Consider the following 19,338-nt stretch of genomic DNA (forward strand, 5'->3'; position numbering starts at 1 on the left):
AAAATTATGACCCTAGAAGATTTAATCAACAATTTGAAAAATGATAATTTAGATTTGGAAATAAAAATTCGTTCTCTATGCGATTTTTATTTTGATTCGGGTGCTTCTCAAAAAAATGCTAAAATAATAGCCAATGCACATGATGATAATCAAATTAATTTAATTGTTTTTGCTACCCAAGTTATTGATAAATTATATAAAAATGAATTAATTAATATAGATCAATTTGAACATGTTTTTTTCAACTTAGTAGTTTTAATGAATAGATTAGATTTCCCTGAGCTTATAAATATTGTTTTAAATTTTGAGAAAATATTTAAACATGATTCCATGAGGTTTCACTATCTAAAAAAAGTAGCACAAAAAAATATTATTTATGCAGAATATTTATTTAATTTTATAGTTACTAGATTAAATGTACATTATGATAAGTTAGGTGTAGCAGTAGCTTGCTTAACCATTTTTGATCCTATCAAAACAAAAGATTTTATTTTGAATCACTTTGACCTAGAGGGAAAGAGTATAGATTCATTATTAAATGCAGTTCGATACTTAGAATATTCTTCAACTACTGATGCGCATCAAATATTAGATAAAATTAATTATTTAATAAACAAAGATCAGCTAAATAGCTCTCAATTTGCTCAAATTTTAGAAATTATTACTTATATTACCTTACAATATAACGATCTAGAAAGTCATGTTATTAATACAATAGAGCTAATTCTTAGTAAGACTAGCCCTACTGATATTTCAGAAAAAGCTGCTAACTTATTGTTTTTTGAAAGAGCTACAATTTCAAAAAGCTTAAAGCAAAATTTTTATCAAATGATCATCAATGCTGAAAATATTTCTCATCAAGTTTGTAATAATTTGGGTCTAACCATAGAAAATCAAAGTACTGATGAAGATCTTAGAGAATTAATAGAGATTATTGAACAACTTTTACTTAAACACGAAAATATTTCCATCAAAAATTTTCATACCTATTATATTTGTGAAAATTCAGGTCTACTGAATAAAATAGTTACACGATGGTTTCTCTCCAAAAAGCAAAATTTATGGGAATCTGCATCGGATATAATTACATCTAATCATATTAAGTCATTGCACGTAGATTTTTCATGGGTTGGTAATTTTAAAGAAGAAGATTCTATTTTTTTAACAAAGAAAGCAATTGGATGGTTATATATACATGAAGACCTCATTCTTAACTTTATAATTGGCATTTTAAATTACATAAAAAATCCAGAAATCGTTCCACAAGTTTTAGATTTAGCTTTCCAACATGTCATTATCAATTATGAACCTGAACACGTTGTCTTCTTTTTTGATTTACAGAATTACACTGAAGAAGAAACGCAAAATAAAATTAAAGGATTAAAAAGCCAACATGAAACTATCTATAAAGATATAAAACAGGCAAATGATTTAAAAGAGTTAGCATGCCCATTAGAACACTCGAAATTAATCCAATATAAAAAACATCGTGACAATGAAAAAATTAATAAATCTGCTGATGAGCAATCTACTTTTTCTGATCTCTTTGCAAAAAGAATTATGTTATATGGTGATAAATTTATAAGTACATCCTCTATTGAAAATGAAAAAGAAGCTCTTCAAGAAGTTGAGCTTACTTCATTTTCCTATACTCTAACCCTACCTCTACAATATTTTACCGACCCTATATTATCAGAATATCAGAGACGAATTTTTATGAATGAGGGTATGGAAAAATGAAATTAATATTGAAAGAATACTTAAGATCGTTAAAAGAGCGTAATGAATTAGATGCTCTCCTACCTGATTTATTAACAGAAATGGGGATGGTCGTAACATCTTTACCTCAAAGAGGAACACGTCAAAATGGTGTGGACATAATGGCGGTAGGTAAAAATACTGAGCAGGAAGATACAGTATTTTTGTTTTCAGTAAAAGATGGAAATCTAACTCGTACACATTGGGATAATGCAAGTGACCAAGCATTAAGAAAATCTATTAATGAAATTCTTGATATATATATTCCTCATAGAATTCCAAAAGAACATCAGAATAAAAAGATTGTAATATGTTTATGCTTTGGTGGAACTATCGAAGAACAGCTTCGAGAAACTGTAACTAGTTATACCACTACAAATACAACTAATCGTATTTCATTTGAAGAATGGAATGGAGATAAAATAGCTGAATTAATTATTCAATATTTACTTAAAGAATCCTTACTTCCAGTCGGTTTTCGTGAAGAGCTTAGACGTTCTATTGCAATGATTGAAGAACCAGAAGCTTCTATACATTATTTTCATACTCTTTTAAAATTTATAGAAGAATCAAAGCTAAATAACTTACGCAAAATTCGTTTGATAAACCTAAGTTTATGGGTTCTATACTCATGGTCACGAAACTTAAATAATTTAGAAAGTATCTATCAATGTTCTGAAAAAGCTCTCTTTATATCTTGGTTGATTATCAAAGATATTTATCTGAATAAAAATAAAGAAGCTAAAGAATTGAAAAATGCTTTTGAAAATATAGTGAGAGTTTATAGACAAATTACTGAAAGTTTTATAGAAAAATTTAAACCTTATTGCGACAAACAATATGCAATATCAGCTAATGCACATTATGGTAGCCATGCAAATGCGAATATAAAATTATTTGATATCTTGAGTAGATTTTCAGTTTATGCCTATTGGTTATATTCTGATATACAGAATGAAAATGATAAGGATATTAAACAGAAATTAACTGATAAACTTTGTGATCATCTTGATGATTTGCAGTTATTGATATTAAATAACTCAATTCTTTTTACACCAATAAAGGATTCCCAAATTATAGAGATTTCATTATTTCTTATAGCATTTAATCTAAGTAATGAAAATAATCATATTGATTTTATTAGAAATTATGTGAGGAATTTAATAAATGCATTAAAAAGGTCATATGCTATAAAGTACTTGTATCCTGTTATATACGAAGATTTTAATAAGTTGTTAAATCATTCATCACAACATGATGATAGTTATTTTAAAGAAGCAACATCTGGAAGCCTAATGCTTCCAACTTTGGCTTTAATTTCTGCTATTTTTAATGATGAATCTTCTTACAATATTATTCAAGAAATACAAAGGGAAAAGCTTTCTCATTGTAATTTTCAATTTTGGTTTCCAAGAGAAAAATCAGAAAACATCATATTAAGATCACCTAATAGGCTTCATGGTGCTTGTTGGTCAAGTGTGCCAACTCAAAAAGAAAAGTTTGAATTTCTCAAAGAAATTGAACTAATGTTGTCGAAAAATGAACATATTAAAGATTTTTCACTTTTGAAAAATAATTTAGATCCTATATTTTTAGTTGCTTGTAGACATTATCGACAGCCTATTCCTTTGAATTTCACAATTTAAGATTTAGATATATTATCTAACTTTCTTGTGTGCAATTAGGATGAAAATATGGAATTTTTATTTATTTTTTATTGAATTTTATGGAATTTATAAAAAATGGAATTTTTTTTTAAATAAATTTTAAAAACAAAAACTTATAGAAAAATTCCATTTTTGCTTGTATAGATTGGTTTTCATTAAAAAATTTAAAGCTTGTTTGGTCTAAGCCAGTTAAAGATACTGTTTCAAGTTCTAGACCATTTTTAAATAAATCTTCAGAAACAACTTGTTGAACTTTTTGAACAAAATCGACACGCTTTTCATGTAATTCTTCCATTGCCATTTCTGCGGCAACAGCACGTAAAGAGTCAACGAATTTACCTTCAACCAAATCTTTTAATTCTGGCGGTGACATGGTTTTTTTACCCAGTGTCTGTGCTGCTGTTGCAATGGACTCCGCTGTTGGTTTTACACGTACATAAAATTCAGCCATGACATCAACACGCATGCGATCACGTGTAATCAGTGCTTGATCTGCTGCACGTTTTACCTCTAAACGTAAAGTATTCATATTTACAGGAATAACTTCATGTAAAACAGGGAGAACGATTGCGCCACCATTTAAGATGACTTTTTCACCACCAAAACCTGTTCGTACAAAAGAAACTTCTTTACTTGAACGTTTATAAAGGCGGGCAATTACAACGCCTATTACAATCAGCGCGGCTAAAATAATGCCTGCAAGAATTAAAATTTGGTATAAAGATGAACTCATCATATAATTTTCTCGTCATTTGTTATAAAAATTTAAAGTTGAATCGCTTGAAAACCATTCACTGTTTTGTGCGTTAATATGACCTCTTGTCCTTGTGAAAAAGTAATGTCAAGTTCAGGTTCGACCAATATATAATGCGTTTGACCAAATTGATCGAGCACTTTGGCTTGAGCGGGATAATTCTGTTTTGCTTGTCCTAAAATAATCAGGGCTGTTCGACCAATCAATTCTTCACTATGTATTGCAGTGGTTTCATCTTGAGGTAAAATTTTTGCAATGATTGCGGTACAAAGGCGTACAAAGGGCATACATAAAAATAAACTGACAGGCGCTGCAATCCAAATTGCTAAATAACTGTGAGTGAACTTAAAGAATACAGCCTGCATTGCAAAACCAAACAAGCTATAAACGGTTAAAAAAATAATGAGCCAAACCAGAACAGGCACACGACCTAAGTAAAGCCAGTCTAAAAATTGTACAAATAAGCTTTGATCTGTATCAAAATCAAGACTATGGCTACCTCCAACTTGTTCAGGAATAAACTGGTCTAAAAAACCCTGAGTAGATGAGCCTAAAATGAGTAATAAGCATTCAAAAATACCTAAAAGCAACATCAAGCATAAGCTGACGCTAAAAAATAAATTTGAAGCATGTGTAAATAATTCCCACATAATGTTTACTCTTGTTGAGTTCACGGTTTATTTGTTTTGATATGTTTTTTATAACCAGTAAAGTACTGATTATGAGTTAATTCTATTAAGAATCTCAGTTTATATGGTTATTTCAATATTGACAAGATTTTTTTAATATTAGTAATTGTAAATCAATAAGTTATTGATTTTTAGTAAAACAATAAATTTAAAGCAAGACAGTTGTAATAAATGATAAAGTAGATTATAAATTAGACATATCTAAAACAAGCAATAAAATGAATGATAAGGAGAAAAGGGATTTTAGGAAAAAAGGGATTAAACTTCAAAATCAATGTTTTCTAAACAATTAGCCTATTGGAAATGAAGTAAAAGGGTTTTATTGATTATTTTAAGCTCAAAAAAATACGCAATGATTGGGGTGATCACTGCGTATAACAACGAATCTGCATACACAAATTCGGTTAAGGAGAAATGTTATGAACTTTGGGGATTGCTCATAACGTGAAATAACTATAATACTGCCTGATAAATACGTCATTAGTTTTCACGTTAATTCGTGTTAAATTACGTTAATAAGAGACGATTTATGTTGCTTTTCTTTCCAGAATAAAAAAGCCTTTCAAATGAAAGGCTTTTTTATTGAACAACTTATTTATAACTTAAAAATGGAAAACACCTAAACCATCTTTAATTTCATCAAGCGTATTTTGAGTGATAATACGACATTTATCCGTACCCGTTTTCAAAATATCCATAATGTAATCAGGGTCTTTTGCAAGTTCCATACGACGCTCACGAATTGGCGTGATCAATTCTTTGAGTACACCTTCAAGACGTTTTTTCACAGTACCGTCACCTAAACCACCACGACGATAATGTGCTTTTAATTCTTCAACTTCTTCTTTATTTGGATCAAAAGCATCTAAATAAGTAAATACGATATTTCCTTCGACTTGACCTGGATCTTCGATACGTAGATGGTTTGGATCGGTATACATCGCATTAACTGCTTTCTTGATATCTTTATCAGAAGCATCAAGTACGATTGTATTGCCTAAAGATTTAGACATTTTTGCCTTACCATCAAAACCAGGAAGACGACTCATGTTCGAAAGAAGTGCTTTACACTCAGGTAAAATATCTTGACCAATTTGACGATTTAAACGACGAACAATTTCATTGGTTTGTTCAATCATCGGAATTTGGTCTTCACCTACAGGGACAACTGTTGCTTTAAATGCTGTGATATCAGCAGCTTGTGCTACTGGATAGCATAAGAAACCTGCGGGAATATCACGCTCAAAGCCACGTAATTGAATTTCAGCTTTAATCGTTGGATTACGCTCTAAACGAGAAACTGTAACAAAATTAAGATATAACATTGTCAGTTCATTGAGCGCAGGCAAACATGATTGAACACAAATCGTTGTTTTATTTGGATCAATACCAACGGCTAAATAATCTGTTGCAACTTCAAGAATATTACGGCGAACTTTTTCAAAATTGTCGGCATTATCTGTTAATGCTTGCGCATCTGCTAAAAGTAAATGTTGGTGATGTGAGTCTTGTAAACCTACACGTGAACGTAGTGAACCAACAAAATGACCTAAGTGAAGTTGTCCCGTTGGACGGTCGCCTGTTAGGATGACAGGGCGATTGTCTTGATTACTCATTATTTATTCCACAGCCGTAAGCGACGACATCTGTTGTTGCTAAGAATGTTGCACATTGTACGGCATAATTTTTTTTTATGTCAGCGAAATAATGTACTTGATTGCAAAAATTCAAAATTTCAAAAATGATATATAAAAATACAAGACAATCTATAAAGCATTTAAAAACTTAATTAAACTATTTAAATCAACACAGATTAGGATAAGAAAAAAATGGCAAGTAGCTTGTTATTACTATTAGATGATATTGCCACTGTATTAGATGATGTTGCTGTAATGAGTAAAATGGCAGCAAAAAAAACAGCAGGTGTTTTGGGGGATGATTTAGCCTTAAATGCACAACAAGTTGCAGGTGTTCGTTCTGAACGAGAAATTCCTGTGGTATGGAGTGTTGCAAAAGGGTCATTTATTAATAAGCTTATTTTAGTTCCACTCGCTTTGCTGATTAGTGTCATTGCACCATGGTTAATTACGCCTTTGTTGATGCTTGGTGGGCTTTTTCTGTGTTTTGAAGGGGTTGAAAAGGTTTTACATAGTCTTCTACATCGCAAAGCAAAAACTCAAAGTGAAGCAGAAGTAGAGTTGGATGCTGTAGAAACAGATTTAGTTAAATTTGAAAAAGATAAAATTAAAGGTGCTATACGTACTGACTTTATTTTATCTGCTGAAATTGTTGTGATTTCATTAGGTACTGTTGCACTTGCACCTTTTATGAGTAAGGTCATGGTACTTTCGATTATTGCAATCGTGATGACGGTCGGGGTTTATGGATTTGTTGCAATGATTGTGAAAATTGATGATTTAGGATTATATTTAACTCAACAAGCATCTAATTTTAAGAAAACAATAGGGCGTGGTTTACTGGCATTTGCACCTTTACTGATGAAAACTTTATCAATAGTGGGCACCATTGCAATGTTTTTAGTGGGTGGAGGGATTATTTCACATGGGATTTCATCATTACATCATTTTACAGAGCAAACTGTCGACCAAGTTGAACATATTCCAACTGTAGGGGCAATTATTGGTGCGCTTACACCGACTTTGATTAATTTGGTCATTGGTATAGTCGCGGGTTTATTGGTGCTTATTTTGGTAAAAACAGTACAAAAAATACGAGGTGCTTGAAGCTCTACCCAATTGTAAAAATATCATTAAACTAAACATCACTGAATTAAAAAATAAGGATCAGGCTATGCGTTGGAAAGGACGCCGAGTAAGTAGTAATGTTGAAGACCGTCGAGGTGGGGGCGGGGCAAAAGCAGGTGGCATTAGTATTCTCGGGCTAATAGTTGCTTTTGTTGCATGGAAGTTTTTTGGCGTAGATCCGCAACAAGCTTATCAAACCACTAAACAAGTGACTTCAGGTGTACAAACTCAGGCAGTTTCTCCTGAAAATTTAACACCTGAGCAGAAAGAAGTTTCAGATTTTGTAGGGACTATTCTTGCAGATACAGAAGATGTTTGGACCCCTATTTTTCAGGCACAAGGTGCTCAATATATACCACCTAAATTGAGGTTATTTACAGGAAGAACAGATTCGGCTTGTGGTACAGCACAATCTGCTATGGGACCATTTTATTGTCCTGCTGACCAAAAAGTGTATATCGATACTTCGTTCTTTAAAGACATGCGTCAGCAAATGGGTATTTCAGGTGAACAAAATCAATCTGAGCTCAGTGCTCAGGATGAGGCAGGGGATTTTGCACAAGCTTATGTGATTGCGCATGAAGTTGGTCATCATGTACAAAATCTTTTGGGGATCTCAGGGCAAGTACAACAAGCACGTCAGCGCGCAAGTGAATCACAAGGCAATCAACTCTCTGTTCGTTTAGAGTTACAAGCAGACTGTTTGGCAGGTGTTTGGGCAAATAAAACCCATCAAAAAACCCAATTTCTTGAGCAAGGCGATGTAGAAGAAGCCATGGATGCGGCTCAGAAAATTGGGGATGACTATTTACAGAAAAAAGCGAGAGGCTATGCAGTGCCTGACAGTTTTACACATGGAACAAGTCAACAGCGCATGCAATGGTTTCAAACAGGTTTAAAAACAGGTGATATTAATCAGTGTGATACGTTTAAATAAAGTCATTAGATGACATCACATGAAGCATAAGGAGAGACATATCTCTCCTTTATTTATTTAAAAATGTTTTAAAATTACGCAAAATTCGTACACTGACATAAATTGCAAAGAGGCTGAAAAAGAATAAAGGAATCAGCTGAAATTTTAATTTTTCAGTATCTGCTGTATAAAAATCAGAAATTTGTTGCTCAGTAAAATCAAATGATTTTTTTTGCAAAGTTTGTGTATTGGTAAAATCAATATGTTGAATATATTGATTTGATTTGTAATTTATGAGTTTTATAGAGTTTATTTTTCTAAATTGATGCTGATTGTCTTGGTCAGTACATAAAGAATCCATGTAGTGAATACATGAAATTGTTGCGACATAGCCTTGATTGGGAATGGTAATAAATAATTTTTGATCAGGTTTTTGGTTGTTACCGATTAAGCGAAATTCTTGAGCAGGTGTACTGCTGAGCTGCGTAGATGTTGCTTTAACATGAGGCGCATTGAAAACTTCAACAGTTTTAACTGAAGTTGTCCAAATCAAAATCAGACTGACTAAGAAAATAACAAAAGCAAAAAAATATCGAAAAACAATTTTTAAAGGCATAACCTAGAAAAGCAAAAACTAAATAATAATCATACCTTTTTATGGCTAAATTTTATATCCTTAAATCAGCTCTTAATCACATTTAAGAAGTTTTATGTTAAGAAATTATATTTTTACGGGTGATTTTAATCATTTTTTTGTAAGATTATATAAATTTAAAAATCAGCTTTCATTTTTAATTTACTTAAAAAATGATGGGTGATGGTTGTCCACCGATATTAAAAACTGAAAAAGGATACGCATGGGTAATTATTTTTTTCTACAGGTCTTTACAGTTGTTTTTGCTTTATCCATTGCTACAACCATATTCAATAAGCGTATTTTAGGTTTTCCGCAAGCCATAGGAGTGCCTTTAGTTTCAGCCGTTTTCGTCTTTATTTTACAATGGGGGGCAAGTTTACTAAATGGTAATCAATTTATCTCCATTAATATTCATAATATTGAAGAAGCGGTAAGACATATTGATTTTTATGACTTTTTAGTCAATGGCGTGATTTGTTTTATTTTAACTTCCTCTGCACTGAAATTTAAAGTATCAGATTTAAAAGTATATTGGAAACCCATCAGTATTCTTGCAACGATTGCTTTATTGTTATGTGCAGTATTTTTTGCAGGTCTTGTATTTGGATTCCAATATGTAATTGGTAATCCTGTACCGATTTTAGTGTTGTTGTTACTTGGTTCAGCATTAGGTGCAACAGACCCTATTGGTATTAAAGGTGTTTTAAGTTCTGTTCGCGCACCTCATCATTTAATGGTCAAACTTGAAGGTGAATCCTTATTTAATGATGCAATGTGTATTGCCGTATTTATGACTTTACTCAATGTGTTAGAAGGTGAGCATTTTAGTTTAGTTGCAACACTACAAACATTATTATATGAAATTGTTGTTGCTGTGATTATTGGTTGGGCATTTGGTTTAGCTATTTTGCGTTTACTGCGTGGTAAACATGAAATGGAATCTTTGATTTTAACCACAGCATTGTTGGCTTGTGGTTCTTATCTGGTTGCTTTATTTGCCCATGCCTCGGCACCGATTGCCTGCGTGATTGGCGGTTTGATTGTCGGCAATAAATGGAAAGAAATTTTACAAGATCGTGAAATTCGTGAGGTAAATCATTTTTGGCATACAGTAGAAGGGATTATTAATTCATTCCTTTTCACTTTAATTGGTCTAGAAATTTTTATTTTAGATTTAAGTACAAGTTTGATTTTAGGCGGTATTTTTGCTTTCTTTGCTTTGCATTTATCACGCTTTGCAGCGAACTATTTGGCATTCGCATTTTTCCCATCATTTCGACATAAGAGTTATAACGGCAGTTTAGCGATTTTATCTTGGGGTGGGGTACGAGGTGGTATTTCCCTAGCACTGATTTTGGCTGTGGCTAACATTCCTGAATTACGTGATTATAGTAGTATTTTGATTGGGTATACTTTTATCAGTGTATTACTTTCAGGAATTGTATGTGGCTTAGGACTGCCTGCTGTTATGAATGCATTTTATTACAACCCTTTAGAAGAAACGACAGGTTTTAAAGGTTGGTATCAACGTATGTGTCATAAAATGAATCGTAAAGGGGTGAAATATATTGTTGGTGAAGACGCAGAAGGGCATGAAACCATTACAATTTATAATCCTGAAGCAATTATCAATAAGCAAAGTGAAGATGGTGTGACTGCTGTATATCATCCTGATAAAGCACAAGAAGTAAAACGTTTGGAAAATCCAAATAACTTCTAGCACTATTTATTCTTCATAAAAAAAACCGAATGCATCATCATTCGGTTTTTTGATTTTTCAGTTTAATTTACTCAGTTTGCTTAAACCATTTCTGGAAAATAGATTTGATTCGCTGCTTTAAAGGTATTGATATGCAAAGGAACTAAATCATCTAATTTTTGATAACCACCTGCTAAAACGAACATGATGGGTAGGTTGTATTTTTTAGCAAGTTTGAAAACCATTAAATCACGTTGATATAACATCTCTGTATCAAACCATTTAGAACCACAACGATCATTTTGGTGGCAGTCCATTCCCGCTTGATAAACGATCAGATCCGCTTGCCAATCTAAAGCATGTTCAAAGCCTTCGATGACAGCAGCGGCGTATTGTTCAAATGAACCTTTTTTATTGTGAATATGACGTGTGATGCTACGTTCGTACGTTGCACAACCAAAGGCTAAAGCATAAATACTAAAATTGAATAAATTTTCAAATCTACGTGTATATTCTGCTGTTCCATTACCACCATGTTGATCACAATCTAAAACAAAAACTTTCTTATGCGGATATTGTTGTGCAATTAAGGCAAGTCCATTAAATGTACAATAAGCATTACCATGTTCATAAACTGCATGATGAAATCCTTGCGCAATATTGGCTGCAATTCCTTCTTTAAATGCAATTTCTGTTGCTAAAAGCTGACCTGCTTGTATGGCAAAAATAGCCTCACGAAATTGTAAGCTCCACTGTTTAAAGCCTTGCATAACAGCAAGAGGCTTTTTACCTTTGACAAAAGCTTGTACATATTCAGGGTCATGAATGCCATACAAAATTTTAGGATCAATACTTTCTGGGTCTACGAGTTCTGCAAGTTCGTAGACCTCAAGTTCTTGTGCTACCGCAGTCAGTTTTTCCATGCTATTCGTATGCGTTTTAGCAAAATACTGTGGTGAATAGCAAGCTTTTAACATGATAACTCTCGATTAAATTTGATCTTGGGCAACTGAAATTAATTGCTTCAATTCTGTTGTTTCTGGGCTAAATAGTCCATTATCAACTTGTTGTTTGAAATGTGAGCTAAATGCTCTCGCTCTGTTTTGTGGTGAAATCGCCAGTGTTGTTAAGCGTAAAAACCAAAAACCTATTACATCATGTATTGAAATAATATGACCTTTGAACACTTTATTTGGACGCTTGGCAATATTCTCTTCATCATAATATACAGAAAATAAACTCCCAAGTGGAATACGAATTCCATTAATAATCAATGGGACAAGATTAATGCAAGAATGATCATCTCCCATTTTAATTTTTTCCATTAAAATAGGGCGCTCATTTTTGTCGACAAAGATATTAATATTGCCTTGACGCAGCATACGACCATGCGCAATTTTTAAGAAAAAATTCTCTGCCATTGGGCAAGAACCGACTTTAGGCTTTTCATTCAGATTTTTTAATTCAAGACAGGCAAGCTCTGCAGGGTCTTTTCTTAAAATAATATCTTCTAAAAATTGGCACAAAACTTTACTTTCTTCTTTTTCGACATACTCATGGATATTGCGTAGTTTAGATTGAAATTCAACTTCTGTGCGTAAAGTATTGACAAAAGCATCGTCACTGTCTTGTTTGAGTTTTAAGAACTGTTGCACATCAGGATTAATATCTAAATTACGCCAAGTTTTAAGTTCTAAGCCAAATCCAAGTGCATTAGCCAGTAATGTTTTTAAACCTTTTGTGTCGTATTGATCAAAAATTTTGAAATCTTTAAAGTCAGTTTCATCCAATTCAGCATTAATAAACTCAGCAACAACACGTGTAGCTTGTGTATAACCACAACCACGACGTTCAGTTTGATGGCTAAAATGTTCATTTAACATTTCAGTTAAGTTTTTAGCCAGAGGATACAAACGCTCGGTAAAGCATTGTAAAACTTCATGATCTAAAGTGACATCATTCATATTATTCCCCAATAAAAATTTTTATCGTTTTTTAAATTATTTAGTCTTCCAACAATAATAAATTTAGATAATTTTCACAATATTTTCAGATCAGTTATTATTTTTTTGTTTGAATAAGCAACACATTAAAGATTTAATTTTTCTGATTTATTCTCAAATCATGACTATTTTTTTTAAAAGTAATAGGTTTTCATGGCGTGAAGTTATAGATAAAGCAGTAGAAATCTCTACTGCTTTAAAGCATATTTTTTATTTTACGCTATTCAAGAAATTAAGATAAGGTTGAACCAATAATTGCTCTTGCTCCATGATCGGCATATGACCTACACCTTTTAAAGTGAGAGGTTCTTTGGCATTTTTTAATAAAGATTTCAGTTCAGCAGCCGCCTCAACATTAATCACTTTATCTTGATCACCCCATGCAATAAGTACAGGTTGATCTATTGAGCGAGCAGCGAGTGCAAAAGTTTCAGGAGTATAAACTTTTGACATTAAAATTAATTGTTCTACTAATTTTGCGTTGTTGGCAGCTTGTGAAATCATCAGCTTTTCTTGAGCTTCTTTGAGTTCATTTGGAATAAAAGGTGGGAGTGTTGTTGCAATACCGAGAACTTTATCCAAATCTCCTTTTTTCGCGACAATCATACTGCGCAATGTCGTCGGATCTTTGAGATAAGGCGTATTTGCGGATTTAAAGACCCCAGCACTATCAACTAAAAAGAGTGATTTAGTATCTACAGGATATTGTGCTGCATAAAGTAGTGCGATTGAGCCACCCATACTATGACCAGCAACATGTAAACCTTGTTCAATTTTTGCTGCTTCAGCAAAACGACGTAGTTTTTCAGTCATGTTTGGAATGGTGTAGTCAAAGTCAGCGGGTACTTTGCTATCACCTTGACCAGGCAAATCTGGAATAATCACATGATAATAAGGCGTTAAATAACGTGCTAAACGATTCCAGTTATCTCGGCTACCTGCAAGACCATGTACTAAAAGTAAAGTCGGTTTTCCAACTTGACCACCTTCACTATAAGCCCAGTCAATATCAGCGACTTTCAGTCGTTTAGATTGTAAACCTGCCCAAGCACGTTCTTGTTGTAATACGCTTTGGATATCAATTGCGGCAAATGTTTGGCTAGGGATACTGACTGTTGCAGCAATACCCATACTTAATGCTGTAGAAAGCATGAGTTTACTTAAGATTCCTTTCATTTGTAGTGCTCTATGTTTTTGTTGTTAAAAGTGATTTAAGATTAGAACAGTATTTATAAAAATACATTTGCCTAAATATCCAATTAGAGTGTATTTCAGTCAATGAATGCAAAAAATCTACACAATCCAGCTCAAGAATTAGCTCAAATGATTATTGCTGTTGTGGTCTTGATTCCTTATGGTCAAGTGGCAAGCTATGGTCAGGTCGCAAAATTAGCAGGCTTACCACGACATGCTCGTTTAGTGGGGCGAGTCTTGGCACAACTAGAAACAGATCAAGATGTACCATGGCATCGTGTTATTAATTCACAAGGCAAAATGAGCCTAAACAAACTTGATGAACATGGCATGAATATTCAAGAAGCAATGCTCTTAGCAGAAGGGGTCGCAGTGATTCAGGCTAAAGTTGATCTAAAAAAATTTGGTTGGCAGCCTTAAAATGAATATTTGGAAATGAATATTTTAATTTAGTGTGTATTTTAAATAGAGTACTCAACGTCTATTTGGAGTTTTATTTATCAATGTTAAAACGAAAATAAACAATGATTAAAATGTGATTTAAAAAGCTGCTTATCTCCATCATGATGAATAAATTTCTACATAGTGCATTAATAACAATACAAAACTTCTTATTTTCTCTAATATTAGCACTAAAATTTGGTTTATGATAAATCATCTAACAAATTGCGATTGAGCAAATATATAAAAGGTGAACATATGAATATGCTTCGTAAAACCATGGGTGCAGTAACGATCAGTGCGGCGCTGTTTGCACCTGCAATGAGCACAACAGTTTTTGCTGCAACTGCTGCAACGGAGCAACAAGCAACGAGTAATTTAGTCAAACAGCTCAGTGGTATTCAAAGTTTATCTGCTAATTTTGAACAAACGACTAAGGTTACAAGTAATGGTAAAGTTGCTCAACAAAAAGGTTTGACTGCGCAACATATGAATCAAACTTTTAAAGGTGTGATGAAAGTTGCACGTCCTGGTAAGTTTTATTGGGAAACGACATCTCCAGCAAAACAAACGATTGCAACTACAGGGAAAATGGTTTGGATCTATGACCCAGATTTGCAGCAAGCCGTACGCCAAAGTTTAGATGAACAAGTTGCAAATACGCCTGCATTATTATTGTCTGGTAATACGCAGCAAATTCAGCAGGCATATCGTATTACGCAGCCTGACCAAGCAAAAACATATTACACTTTATATCCAAAAGACAAAGAAGGTGCATTCCAAAGTTTAACCATTAGCTTTGGTGCAAATAAAGCTCCTAGTCTGATGATTTTACAGGACTCTTTAGGTCAAACAACCTATGTAAAATTTAATAATGTGAAGCTCAACCCATCATTACCTGCATCTACATTTAATTTTGCACCACCAAAAGGTACAGATATTATTGACCAGTGAAATAGAACTGATGAATAAATATTTGCAACAAGAAAGCAGCTTTCGAGCTGCTTTTTTATGGTTATGATAGAGCGCTTTTATGATAAAAAAATTAAATAATGAAAAATTTTAAACATGAATTACATGAACAAAAGTTAGCACATCATTTTGATTTAAGTGCAGATTTGTTTTTTTGTTTCGCACGTATTGTTCAGGATGTGAAAAAAATTTATCCCTTGGGAGATGCCTTACGCTATTACCATGCCTCGTTTCAAATCAGTCAAAATCAGAGAATATGCAGCATTATTTTGCATGTACAGGCACAGCGAGCGGGAATTTTACAGTCTGAGATCCATTTGCATTATGATATTTACGAGCAAAAATTAATTCATGCACAACAGCTCGAACCATTGCGGCATGAGCCACAAATAAAAGTAAATATTGTGCAAGTTGATGATTTTCTTCAACTGAGTGTAGAAGCGAAAGTATTTAAATATATCGCACAGGCAAAGCATTTATTTGTGCAATGGAATGAATCCTATTATCCATTACAGTTTAATCAATTCCGTTTGACGGTGTTTGAGAAATCTTCTTTTGAGTATGCGTCAACGTTGATAGTACTGACGCAACCTGAGTCAATGCTATTGGAGCCACATTTTAAGCAAGATCAGGAAGAACCTCCTTTAAAGGCTTATGTCATGTTTGATATCAGTCAGCCTCCTTTTATTTTTCAACATTTTATTCAAAATAAAACGGAAGACATCATTCAACGCTTGCGTTTGCAACCCAAAGGACGCGTAAAAAGACAAAATGAAAAGCTACGTCAACAGCGGAAATAAAAAATAGGAAAATCCTCATGACTAGACATATGCATAATCCTTTTAGACGTGAAGATGGGGCAGAGGTTTATGACCTTTCAACAGAGATGTTCTTCTGTTTGCTTCAGCTCTATCGTGATTTTTCTAATAAATGTGCAGGTTTTGAGTTAGTGGCTTACTATGAGTTGTATTTGCAAGTTTCTGAAAATAAACGTGTGTTAAATGCTTTATTTACCCCAAAATCCAATTTAAGTGCTTATTTAGAATCCTATGATTTTGCTTATGATATTGCCAATCAGAAACAAGTTATTGATGTTCATGACGAAATCTGGAGTTTATCTATCAGTGAATATACATGGAGTGATGATGCACTTTTACATGATTTAATTGTATCTGCAACCATGTTAAAAAATTTATATTTAAGTTATCAAACATTTTTGTATAAAAATAAAACAGGTTTAGCATTGCGTTGGCAAGGCTATACGTTGGCTTTTTTGGGTGAAGAACCTTTAATGGCAATGGCGATTTATCCTGGACATGATCAAGGTGATTGGTTTGCTGGTGACATAGCAGGTTTGGAAGGCTATGTCATCTCAGATTTAAAGCGGGATAACATTCTTGAATCCAATGTACGTATTTGGGGGGTCTTACATGCTGTATACACAGATGAAGCAGCCGCACGAAAACGTGAAAATAAACGCTTAAACAAGAAATTAAGAAAGCAAAGCAGACAATAATTACAATAATCAATATCAATTTCGATGTTGTGGTTTTATGATACTTGTATCGCAATACATGTTTGAAAGACTGCATCATGCAAGTAAATTTAAAGAAAACGTTGGTCGCTTCTGCACTTCTGTCCATTTTATTGGTGGTTTCAGGCTGTCAAGAAAAACCTGCTTCACAGGTAGAAGCAGCATCTACAGATCAAGCAAAAAAAATTGAAATTCCTTTGATTCAAGCAAAAATGGAGCGTGTAGCACTGCCTGAAAAACAATTTTGCGATGAAGATGGTTGTACTCAATATGATTTTCAAACGGTTAAAACGCAAGTTGCTTGGATTGATGATTATTTTTTAAATCGTATCAAAAAAGATGTCCCAAGTGCTTTTGAAAAAACTCAGAAAGAGGCAACAGCAACAAGTAATGAGGCAGCAAACAAAAAAGGACTAAGCCAAAATTCAATTTATGTTCGTTTTATTTCTCAGCAGTATAATTTAGCGACTTTTATGATCCAGTCTTATACCTATGCAGCAGGTGCAGCACATGGCATGTATCATAATGAATATGTCACTTTTGATTTATCTAACCAAAAACGTCTAGCATTAACAGATATTTTAAAACCCGATGTCGAGGCTAAAGTAGCTGAACAATTGTATGATGCCAATGCCAATTGGTTGACGCAACACGACATTACCCGTGAAAAATTACAGCTCAGTGATAACTATTATTACGGTTCAAAAGGGATTGTTTTTGTTTATCCTTTATATGAATTAGCATCTTATGCAGAAGGGATGACAGAGCTTACTTTACCTTATTTAAGTGCAAGAGATTTGGTCAAAGCTGAGTATTTACCAAGTTTACCTGTGATTGAAGCTGTCACTGAAAAGCCTGTTGAAGCAGAATAAGCTCATTTTTCAACACAATATTTAAAATCTCTCCTGTGAATTTGCTCTGTCACTGTATTTTTTATGGTGAAGAGCTTACACTATAATCAGTTTTTTTCTCTTATTTAGATTGACTATGATCGACCCGAAATTAATCAGAAATAATATTGAGGCTGTAAATTTAGCCTTGGCAAAACGTGGTGTGCAACTCAATGTAGAGGAGTGGGCATCACTTGAAACTCGCCGTAAAGAAATTCAGTCCAAAACTGAAAATCTGCAAGCTGAGCGTAATTCGGGTGCAAAACAAGTTGGTCAAATCAAAAAAGCAGGCGGCGATGCTTCTGAAATCATGGCGCGTATGTCTGCAATTGGTGATGAAATCAAAGCTGCGGAAGTTGAGTTGAATGAGCTTCAAGCTGAACTTGATGCAAAACTCATGTCTATTCCAAATATGCCACATGAATCTGTGCCTGAAGGTAAAGATGAAAGCGACAATGTGGAAATCTTAAAATGGGGTACACCGCGTCAGTTTGACTTCGAAGTGAAAGACCATACCGACCTTGGCGAAATGATGGGTGGTTTGGAATTTGAAACTGCAACCAAACTTACAGGTACACGTTTTAGCGTATTAAAAGGTCCATTAGCGCGTTTACAACGTGCATTGACGCAATTTATGCTCGATACGCATACGCTGAAAAATGGTTATACCGAAGCTTATGTGCCTTACTTGGTGAATGCAGATTCTTTACGTGGTACTGGTCAATTGCCTAAATTTGAAGAAGATTTATTCAAATTACAAGGTGAAAAGGAATATTACCTGATTCCGACAGCAGAAGTGCCTGTGACCAACTTCGTACGTGACGAAATCATTGATCCTGAACGTTTACCTTTAAAATATGCTGCACATACGCCATGTTTCCGTAGTGAAGCGGGTTCTTATGGTCGTGATACGCGTGGTTTGATTCGTCAGCACCAATTTGACAAAGTTGAAATGGTTCAGATCGTTAAACCTGAAGATTCTATGCAAGCTTTGGAAGATTTGACAGGGCATGCAGAAGGCATCTTGCAAGCTTTAGGTTTACCGTATCGTAAAATCGTACTGTGTGGTGGTGACATGGGCTTTGGCGCATGCAAAACCTATGACTTAGAAGTTTGGGTGCCTAGCCAAAATACCTATCGTGAAATTTCTTCATGTTCAAATATGTGGGATTTCCAAGCACGTCGTATGAAAGCCCGTTACCGTGCAGACCAAAAGAAAACCGAATTTGTGCATACACTGAATGGTTCTGGTTTGGCTGTTGGTCGTACATTGCTCGCAGTGATGGAAAATTATCAACGTGCAGATGGTTCAATTGAAATTCCTGAAGTTTTACGTCCATATATGGGCGGAGTCAGCTTTATTGATTAATCATCAGTTCAGCATTTAGATTTTAAATAGAATAAGCCAAATTTGATATT

The 19,338-nt window shown here is 33.7% G+C and carries 17 protein-coding genes and 1 pseudogene; 11 read left to right on the top strand and 7 right to left on the bottom strand.

The features are described 5' to 3' along the window. Positions 1 to 6 precede the first annotated feature (6 nt). A complete protein-coding gene (locus tag C9E89_RS00090) occupies positions 7 to 1,740 on the top strand; it encodes a hypothetical protein (RefSeq protein ID WP_107006412.1) in 1,734 nt (577 codons plus the stop codon). Beyond that, positions 1,737 to 3,404 carry a hypothetical protein gene (locus C9E89_RS00095; protein ID WP_107006413.1) on the top strand — a complete coding sequence of 556 codons (1,668 nt, stop codon included), beginning with the start codon at positions 1,737 to 1,739 and terminating at the stop codon, positions 3,402 to 3,404. The genes C9E89_RS00090 and C9E89_RS00095 overlap by 4 nt, the downstream gene beginning before the upstream one ends. Before the next feature lie 151 nt (positions 3,405 to 3,555). Here the strand turns inward: C9E89_RS00095 and C9E89_RS00100 are convergent. From C9E89_RS00100 to trpS, 3 genes and pseudogenes are all read right to left on the bottom strand, one after another. Further along, a pseudogene (locus C9E89_RS00100) lies at positions 3,556 to 4,161 on the bottom strand (flotillin family protein); the annotation flags it as partial. A 29-nt stretch (positions 4,162 to 4,190) separates the two neighbouring features. Next, entirely contained in the window at positions 4,191 to 4,829 is a 639-nt protein-coding gene (locus tag C9E89_RS00105) for a YqiJ family protein (RefSeq protein ID WP_107006415.1), read from the bottom strand. Between the two features lie 641 nt (positions 4,830 to 5,470). After that, positions 5,471 to 6,484, bottom strand: a complete 1,014-nt coding sequence (gene trpS / locus C9E89_RS00110; RefSeq protein WP_107006416.1) for a tryptophan--tRNA ligase — start codon at positions 6,482 to 6,484, stop codon at positions 5,471 to 5,473. Between the two features lie 213 nt (positions 6,485 to 6,697). On the opposite strand from trpS, the gene C9E89_RS00115 reads away from it, so the two are divergent. After that, the gene (locus C9E89_RS00115) at positions 6,698 to 7,612 is read left to right on the top strand and encodes a DUF808 domain-containing protein (RefSeq protein ID WP_107006417.1); all 915 of its coding nucleotides are present in this window, start codon (positions 6,698 to 6,700) and stop codon (positions 7,610 to 7,612) included. Positions 7,613 to 7,679: 67 nt separating this feature from the next. Beyond that, on the top strand, positions 7,680 to 8,570 hold the full coding sequence (gene ypfJ, locus C9E89_RS00120; protein ID WP_107006418.1) for a KPN_02809 family neutral zinc metallopeptidase: 891 nt from the start codon (positions 7,680 to 7,682) through the stop codon (positions 8,568 to 8,570). A gap of 49 nt (positions 8,571 to 8,619) precedes the next feature. Here the strand turns inward: ypfJ and C9E89_RS00125 are convergent, their stop codons facing one another. Then, complete coding sequence (locus C9E89_RS00125; RefSeq protein ID WP_107006419.1) at positions 8,620 to 9,165, bottom strand: hypothetical protein; 546 nt, start codon at positions 9,163 to 9,165, stop codon at positions 8,620 to 8,622. Positions 9,166 to 9,406: 241 nt separating this feature from the next. Between C9E89_RS00125 and C9E89_RS00130 the strand changes: the two genes are divergently transcribed. Beyond that, positions 9,407 to 10,906 carry a cation:proton antiporter gene (locus tag C9E89_RS00130; RefSeq protein WP_107006420.1) on the top strand — a complete coding sequence of 500 codons (1,500 nt, stop codon included), beginning with the start codon at positions 9,407 to 9,409 and terminating at the stop codon, positions 10,904 to 10,906. An 80-nt stretch (positions 10,907 to 10,986) separates the two neighbouring features. Here C9E89_RS00130 and C9E89_RS00135 read toward each other — a convergent pair whose 3' ends face one another. From C9E89_RS00135 to C9E89_RS00145, 3 genes are all read right to left on the bottom strand, one after another. Further along, on the bottom strand, positions 10,987 to 11,862 hold the full coding sequence (locus C9E89_RS00135; protein WP_107006421.1) for an arginase family protein: 876 nt from the start codon (positions 11,860 to 11,862) through the stop codon (positions 10,987 to 10,989). A gap of 12 nt (positions 11,863 to 11,874) precedes the next feature. Further along, on the bottom strand, positions 11,875 to 12,849 hold the full coding sequence (locus tag C9E89_RS00140; RefSeq protein ID WP_107006422.1) for a hypothetical protein: 975 nt from the start codon (positions 12,847 to 12,849) through the stop codon (positions 11,875 to 11,877). A 249-nt stretch (positions 12,850 to 13,098) separates the two neighbouring features. Then, a complete protein-coding gene (locus C9E89_RS00145) occupies positions 13,099 to 14,064 on the bottom strand; it encodes an alpha/beta fold hydrolase (protein WP_107006423.1) in 966 nt (321 codons plus the stop codon). 102 nt (positions 14,065 to 14,166) lie between these two features. On the opposite strand from C9E89_RS00145, the gene C9E89_RS00150 reads away from it, so the two are divergent. The 6 genes from C9E89_RS00150 to serS all read left to right on the top strand — a co-directional run bounded on the left by C9E89_RS00150 (position 14,167) and on the right by serS (position 19,288). Then, positions 14,167 to 14,502: an MGMT family protein gene (locus C9E89_RS00150; protein ID WP_107006424.1), complete on the top strand. Its 336-nt coding sequence runs from the start codon at positions 14,167 to 14,169 to the stop codon at positions 14,500 to 14,502. Between the two features lie 279 nt (positions 14,503 to 14,781). Continuing rightward, a complete protein-coding gene (lolA, locus tag C9E89_RS00155; protein WP_107006425.1) occupies positions 14,782 to 15,477 on the top strand; it encodes an outer membrane lipoprotein chaperone LolA in 696 nt (231 codons plus the stop codon). Positions 15,478 to 15,575: 98 nt separating this feature from the next. Next, the gene (locus C9E89_RS00160) at positions 15,576 to 16,295 is read left to right on the top strand and encodes a hypothetical protein (protein ID WP_107006426.1); all 720 of its coding nucleotides are present in this window, start codon (positions 15,576 to 15,578) and stop codon (positions 16,293 to 16,295) included. Between the two features lie 17 nt (positions 16,296 to 16,312). After that, positions 16,313 to 17,011, top strand: a complete 699-nt coding sequence (locus tag C9E89_RS00165) for a hypothetical protein (protein ID WP_107006427.1) — start codon at positions 16,313 to 16,315, stop codon at positions 17,009 to 17,011. Positions 17,012 to 17,088: 77 nt separating this feature from the next. Beyond that, positions 17,089 to 17,901: an RsiV family protein gene (locus C9E89_RS00170; RefSeq protein WP_107006428.1), complete on the top strand. Its 813-nt coding sequence runs from the start codon at positions 17,089 to 17,091 to the stop codon at positions 17,899 to 17,901. A 115-nt stretch (positions 17,902 to 18,016) separates the two neighbouring features. Beyond that, positions 18,017 to 19,288 carry a serine--tRNA ligase gene (gene serS, locus C9E89_RS00175; RefSeq protein WP_107006429.1) on the top strand — a complete coding sequence of 424 codons (1,272 nt, stop codon included), beginning with the start codon at positions 18,017 to 18,019 and terminating at the stop codon, positions 19,286 to 19,288. Positions 19,289 to 19,338 lie beyond the last annotated feature (50 nt).

The sequence above is a fragment of the Acinetobacter sichuanensis genome (assembly GCF_003024515.2).
Taxonomy (GTDB): Bacteria; Pseudomonadota; Gammaproteobacteria; order Pseudomonadales; family Moraxellaceae; genus Acinetobacter; species Acinetobacter sichuanensis.

Coding starts and splice junctions, on each gene's coding strand:
- ypfJ (WP_107006418.1), top strand. CDS start 7,680: ATGCGTTGGAAAGGACGCCGAGTAAGTAGTAATGTTGAAGACCGTCGA.
- serS (WP_107006429.1), top strand. CDS start 18,017: ATGATCGACCCGAAATTAATCAGAAATAATATTGAGGCTGTAAATTTA.
- C9E89_RS00170 (WP_107006428.1), top strand. CDS start 17,089: ATGCAAGTAAATTTAAAGAAAACGTTGGTCGCTTCTGCACTTCTGTCC.
- C9E89_RS00130 (WP_107006420.1), top strand. CDS start 9,407: ATGGGTAATTATTTTTTTCTACAGGTCTTTACAGTTGTTTTTGCTTTA.
- C9E89_RS00090 (WP_107006412.1), top strand. CDS start 7: ATGACCCTAGAAGATTTAATCAACAATTTGAAAAATGATAATTTAGAT.
- C9E89_RS00160 (WP_107006426.1), top strand. CDS start 15,576: ATGAAAAATTTTAAACATGAATTACATGAACAAAAGTTAGCACATCAT.
- C9E89_RS00115 (WP_107006417.1), top strand. CDS start 6,698: ATGGCAAGTAGCTTGTTATTACTATTAGATGATATTGCCACTGTATTA.
- C9E89_RS00125 (WP_107006419.1), bottom strand. CDS start 9,165: ATGCCTTTAAAAATTGTTTTTCGATATTTTTTTGCTTTTGTTATTTTC.
- C9E89_RS00150 (WP_107006424.1), top strand. CDS start 14,167: ATGAATGCAAAAAATCTACACAATCCAGCTCAAGAATTAGCTCAAATG.
- C9E89_RS00095 (WP_107006413.1), top strand. CDS start 1,737: ATGAAATTAATATTGAAAGAATACTTAAGATCGTTAAAAGAGCGTAAT.
- C9E89_RS00135 (WP_107006421.1), bottom strand. CDS start 11,862: ATGTTAAAAGCTTGCTATTCACCACAGTATTTTGCTAAAACGCATACG.
- C9E89_RS00165 (WP_107006427.1), top strand. CDS start 16,313: ATGACTAGACATATGCATAATCCTTTTAGACGTGAAGATGGGGCAGAG.
- trpS (WP_107006416.1), bottom strand. CDS start 6,484: ATGAGTAATCAAGACAATCGCCCTGTCATCCTAACAGGCGACCGTCCA.
- C9E89_RS00105 (WP_107006415.1), bottom strand. CDS start 4,829: ATGTGGGAATTATTTACACATGCTTCAAATTTATTTTTTAGCGTCAGC.
- C9E89_RS00145 (WP_107006423.1), bottom strand. CDS start 14,064: ATGAAAGGAATCTTAAGTAAACTCATGCTTTCTACAGCATTAAGTATG.
- lolA (WP_107006425.1), top strand. CDS start 14,782: ATGAATATGCTTCGTAAAACCATGGGTGCAGTAACGATCAGTGCGGCG.
- C9E89_RS00140 (WP_107006422.1), bottom strand. CDS start 12,849: ATGAATGATGTCACTTTAGATCATGAAGTTTTACAATGCTTTACCGAG.